Below are 5,037 nucleotides of genomic sequence, written 5' to 3'. Positions count from 1 at the left end.
TTCAACGCTCGCCAACGCGCAAAACTCACGCCTCAACTCCATCACCGACATAGCTCCCCATGGCATCGCCCACCTACCTGAAAGTCAGGCAAATGTGTTACCCATGTCCCCGAACAGGTGTTACCCTTGTCTCCGGTCTGTACAGTGGGGAGGCGTAGGGGTGGTGGACCCACGAGTCCAATTCTTGAAGACCTGAGCCCGGCGACCCCCACCCTTAATCCCTCCCCACAAGGGGGAGGGAAATCCTAATCGAGACAATTGACCGCCCGCCGCTTTAGAGACTGAGACGTTCCATGACCTCAGCCCAACCTCTTCCACGTCGAGGCCAAGCACGATAATCCTACCCATTCACCAGAACGATCTTGCCGATGTGCCCGCTCGATTCCATCAGCGCATGCGCCGCCGCAGCCTCCTTCAGCGGGAAGGTGCGGAAGATGATAGGCTTCAGCTGCTCCGCCCCGAACAGCGGCCAGACATTGCGTTCCAGCGCCCGGGCAATCTCGGCCTTTTCGGAAACGCTGCGGGCGCGCAGGGTGGAGCCGGTGAAGGTCAGCCGCTTCAGCATCAGCGGCATCCAGTCGACATCGACGCGCGAGCCCTTCTGGAAGGCGATCATCACGATGCGGCCATGCATGGCCGCGGCCTTGAGGTTCCGGGCGATATAGTCGCCGCCCACCATGTCGAGGATCACGTCCGGCCTGACGCCCTTCTCCGCCAGCACGGCGACGAAATCCCCGTCGCGGTAATTGATGGCAAGGTCAGCGCCCAGATCGCGGCACGCCTGGCACTTCTCCTCCGAGCCCGCGGTGACCGCCACGACGGCGCCGAAGGCCTTGCCCAGCATGATGGCGGTGGTGCCGATGCCGCCCGATCCGCCATGCACCAGCAGCGTCTCGCCCTCCCTCAGCCGCCCCCGGTCGAAGACATTGGTCCACACGGTGAAAAAGGTTTCGGGGATGGCCGCCGCCTCGATGAAGCTGAGGCCCGGCGGCACGGGCAGCGCATTGTCCTCATGCACCACGGCATATTCGGCATAGCCGCCGCCGGGGACAAGCGCGCAGACGCGGTCGCCCGCCTCGTAGCGCTTGACGCCAATGCCCAGCGCCACCACCTCGCCCGCGATTTCGAGGCCTGGCGTGTCGGGCGCTCCGGGCGGCGGCGGATAGACGCCCTGGCGCTGCAGCACGTCCGGACGGTTGACGCCCGCCGCCTTTACCCGGACGAGGATTTCCCCCGGCTTCGGCGCCGGAACGGGAATGACCACCGGCGCCAGCGCCTCGGGTCCGCCAGGGGTGGTGATGGCAATGGCGGTCATGTCTTTCATCGGGCCAGGTCCTTTCGGGCGCTTGTCCATCGCAGTTTGTGTTGAACGCCGTGGCCCCGCAATGACAAAATGCCCCCCAGTCCGCGTGGAGGAGCGCCGCCCATGAGTTTCGAAGACGTGCCGAAAATGCCCACGGGCGTGATGCTGGGCGAAAATCTTGACCTCCTGTCGGTGTCCGAACTGGAACAGCGCGTGCGTGACCTCGAATCGGAAATCCAGCGGGTGAAGGCGGCAATCGCGTCGAAACAGGCCTCGAAAAACGCCGCGGAAGCGTTTTTCCGCACTTGATCCTCTCAAATTGGCACAATTCACCCCTTCCGGTTGAGCGCGTTAAGGTTTGGGTAAGGAATTAAGGTTATTTTTGCGGAGTAATCCCTGACCGGATTGCTCCGAGTGGTTCTCCACCACTCTGTTTGACGCCTCCCTGTTTGAAACTTTCAAGCCGCGCGCCCTTCGCGCGGCTTTTTTGGTCTTGCTCTGGCATCGCTCTTGCTTGGGGCTTTTCGGGGTAGCGCTTGATCATTGACCTTGGGTTTAACCCGGTTCATCATCCGGCACGCTCCGTACCGTGACAAACGCGAGCCCCGAGGAATGCCCCAGATGCCCCCTGCCAACGCCTCCCCCGTCACCGTCGATTTCATGTCGCGCTTCACAGCCTCGGAGCAATTCGAGAAGGTGTTCAGGGAGGGCATGGGCCTCGTTGAGGAAACCGCCAATTACCTGGATGGCCCCGGCCGCCAGGATGCCCGACTGCTCGACCGCCATGGCGCCGTCGCCTATGCCACGGAAAGCATGCGGCTGACGACCAGGCTGATGCAGCTCGCGTCGTGGCTTCTCCTGCAGCGCGCCATCGGTGCGGGCGAAATGAACCAGGACGACGTGAGGAAGGAGCGCCACCGCATCTCGCTCGCCGACATCGGGCGCGGCAGGCCGCTCAACGGGTCCGAGCAGCTTCCCGCCGCTCTCCAGGACATCGTCGAGCGTTCGCTGTCGCTGCACCAGCGCGTGCTGAAGTTCGACGCCATGCTCAACTTGCAGGCCAAGTCCGACACCGCGGCCCCCGCGCCGAGCCCCGTGTCGAACCAGCTCGACCGGCTGGCCGCGGAGTTCGGCCTCCGCTCCTGAGTTTTTTCCGCCTGTTGTCTCCTGAGCGCCCTGACAGGCTGCCGCAAAATAAGTCCGCCCGGCGGCCAAACGCCATCTGCCCGTCTGCCAATCTGTCAATCTGCCAATCTGCCAAACCACGCGCGCACCCGGAGCTCCGGTCCTGCAATGCAAAAGCCCGACCGCCGGGGCCGGGCTTTGCACAGTCCATCCGGAGACGGCGGTTACTTGTTCAGGAACGCGAACTTCTGGTTGAACTTGGACACGCGGCCGCCGCGGTCGAGCAGAGTCTGCTGGCCGCCGGTCCAGGCCGGGTGGGACTTAGGGTCGATGTCGAGGTTCATCGTGTCGCCGGCCTTGCCCCAGGTGCTGCGGGTCTGGAAGGTTGTGCCGTCTGTCATGACCACGTTGATCATGTGATAATCGGGGTGGATGCCTTGCTTCATGGTCAATGCTCTCTCAATGGCGGGAACGGCCCCGCGCAGTGCTGAATTCCAAGTTCGGCGCAGGCCATACAGGAGATGCCGGGGGCAGGCAAGCCCGACCGGTCCACAAGACTGGTCCACAGGCAGCGGCGGCCTGCCCCGGCGCCGCCGCGCCGCTTCCATTCCGCGGCTCTTGGGGTAGAACAGCGGGCATGAGCAACCCTTATGAAGACGAAGCCCGGCGCCGCCCCAAGAGCCGGAACTTCCGCCCCCTCCTCAACCTCACGCCCTTCCTGCGGCCCTGCCGGCGGCAGATGGTCTTTGCCCTGATGGCGCTGCTGACCGCCGCAGGGGCAACCCTCGCCGTGCCGGTGGCGGTGCGCCGCATCATCGACCACGGCTTCACGGCGGAGAATGCCACACTCATCGACAAATATTTCCTCGCCATGCTGGCGGTCGTTGTGGTGCTCGCCATCAGCTCGGCGATGCGCTTCTATTTCGTCATGTGGATCGGCGAGCGCGTGGTGGCCGACATCCGGGATGCGGTCTTCGGCCACTTGCTGAACCTCAGTCCCGCTTTCTTCGAAACCCAGCGCTCGGGCGAGGTGCTCTCGCGCCTCACCGCCGACACCACGCAGATCAAGTCGGCCTTTTCCTCGACAGCCTCCATCGCACTGCGCAATGTGGTGATGCTGATCGGCGCCGTCTTCATGATGGTGGCTTCGAGCCCCAAGCTCGCCGGCCTGTCGTTGCTGGCGCTGCCTCTGATCGTGCTGCCGCTGGTCACCTATGGACGCCGCGTCAGAAGCCTGTCGCGCCTGGCGCAGGATACGCTCGCCTCGTCCGCCGCCTTCGCGCAGGAGCGGCTGCTCGCCGTCTCCACCGTCCAGGCCAATGTGCAGGAGACTGCGGCCCGCCGCCAGTTCGGCGCCGCCACGGCCTCCGCCTTCGATGCGGCCGCCCAGCGCACCTTCGCGCGCGCCGTCCTCACCGCCCTGATCATCGGCGTTGCCACCGGCGCGGTGGTCATCCTGCTGTGGACCGGCGCCAGCAACGTGATCTTGGGTTCGATGTCGCCCGGCACGCTCAGCCAGTTCCTGATCTATGCGATCCTCGCCGCCTCGTCGATGGGCCAGCTCTCCGAAGTCTGGGGCGAGGTGCAGCTTGCCGCCGGTGCGGCCGAGCGCATCTCCGAGCTCCTCGATGAAAAGCCCGTGATCACCGCCCCCGCCGCGCCGCAGCCGCTGCCGAAGCCGCCGCAGGGCCGCCTGGCGCTCGACCGCGTCACCTTCGCCTATCCCTCGCGCCCCGGGCAGGATGCGCTGACCGATGTGTCCTTCAGCGTGAAACCGGGAGAGACTGTCGCCATCGTCGGCCCCTCGGGCGCCGGCAAGACCACGGTCTTCGCCCTGGCACAGCGCTTCTTCGACCCCCAGAAGGGCGTCGTCACCGTCGATGGCATCGACGTGAAAACGGCCGTGCCGCAGGAGGTGCGCCAGCGCATCGCCGTCGTCCCGCAGGAGACCGTCATATTCTCCGGCTCAATCATGGACAACATCCGCTTCGGCAAGCCGGAGGCCCGTGCGGAGGACGTGCTCGAAGCGGCCCGCGCCGCGCGTGTTGACGAATTCGCCGAGCGCCTGCCCAGGGCCTATGACACGCAGGTGGGCGAGCGCGGCGTCACATTGTCCGGCGGCCAGCGCCAGCGCATCGCCATCGCCCGCGCCATCCTGCGCGATGCACCCATCCTGCTGCTCGACGAGGCGACCAGCGCGCTCGACGCCGAGAGCGAGGCCTTCATCCAGCAGGCGATCGAAAAGCTCACGGCGAACCGCACAACACTGGTCATCGCCCACCGCCTCGCCACGGTCCGCAACGCCGACCGCATTCTGGTTCTGGACGGCGGACAGCTTGTCGCGGAAGGCGCCCATGAGGAGCTGATCAACACAAGCCCGCTCTATGCGAGGCTCGCCAAGCTGCAGTTCACCGCGCAGGCTGCGGAGTAGGATTGGCTGGAGCGGCGGGCGGTCAATTGACTCCATTCGGATTTCCCTCCCCCTCGTGGGGAGGGCTATCGCATATGGGTTCCCTTCTCCCGTCCGAAGGATGGGAGAAGGTGCCCGAAGGGCGGATGAGGGCCTTTGTCCACAGATTCCGATGCGGAAAGAAGCCCTCATCCGGCCT

General features: G+C 65.2%; 5 protein-coding genes. 3 read left to right on the top strand and 2 right to left on the bottom strand.

Features of this window, described 5'->3' with window-relative positions:
* Positions 1–340: 340 nt before the first annotated feature.
* A complete protein-coding gene (locus IOC69_RS12530; RefSeq protein WP_290543896.1) occupies positions 341–1,315 on the bottom strand; it encodes an NAD(P)H-quinone oxidoreductase in 975 nt (324 codons plus the stop codon).
* Positions 1,316–1,426: 111 nt separating this feature from the next.
* On the opposite strand from IOC69_RS12530, the gene IOC69_RS12525 reads away from it, so the two are divergent.
* Together IOC69_RS12525 and IOC69_RS12520 are read left to right on the top strand one after the other, a co-directional pair.
* Positions 1,427–1,612, top strand: a complete 186-nt coding sequence (locus IOC69_RS12525; protein WP_290543895.1) for a DUF1192 domain-containing protein — start codon at positions 1,427–1,429, stop codon at positions 1,610–1,612.
* Positions 1,613–1,924: 312 nt separating this feature from the next.
* Positions 1,925–2,449: a DUF1465 family protein gene (locus tag IOC69_RS12520; RefSeq protein WP_290543894.1), complete on the top strand. Its 525-nt coding sequence runs from the start codon at positions 1,925–1,927 to the stop codon at positions 2,447–2,449.
* A gap of 203 nt (positions 2,450–2,652) precedes the next feature.
* On the opposite strand, the gene rpmE is transcribed toward IOC69_RS12520, so the two are convergent.
* The gene (gene rpmE / locus IOC69_RS12515; protein ID WP_290543893.1) at positions 2,653–2,874 is read right to left on the bottom strand and encodes a 50S ribosomal protein L31; all 222 of its coding nucleotides are present in this window, start codon (positions 2,872–2,874) and stop codon (positions 2,653–2,655) included.
* Positions 2,875–3,065: 191 nt separating this feature from the next.
* On the opposite strand from rpmE, the gene IOC69_RS12510 reads away from it, so the two are divergent.
* A complete protein-coding gene (locus IOC69_RS12510) occupies positions 3,066–4,859 on the top strand; it encodes an ABC transporter transmembrane domain-containing protein (protein ID WP_290543892.1) in 1,794 nt (597 codons plus the stop codon).
* Positions 4,860–5,037 lie beyond the last annotated feature (178 nt).

Origin of the sequence: Aestuariivirga sp. (genome assembly GCF_020252405.1) — a bacterium.
Taxonomy (GTDB): domain Bacteria; phylum Pseudomonadota; class Alphaproteobacteria; order Rhizobiales; family Aestuariivirgaceae; genus Aestuariivirga.
This window is presented reverse-complemented; position numbering and strand designations above follow the sequence as displayed.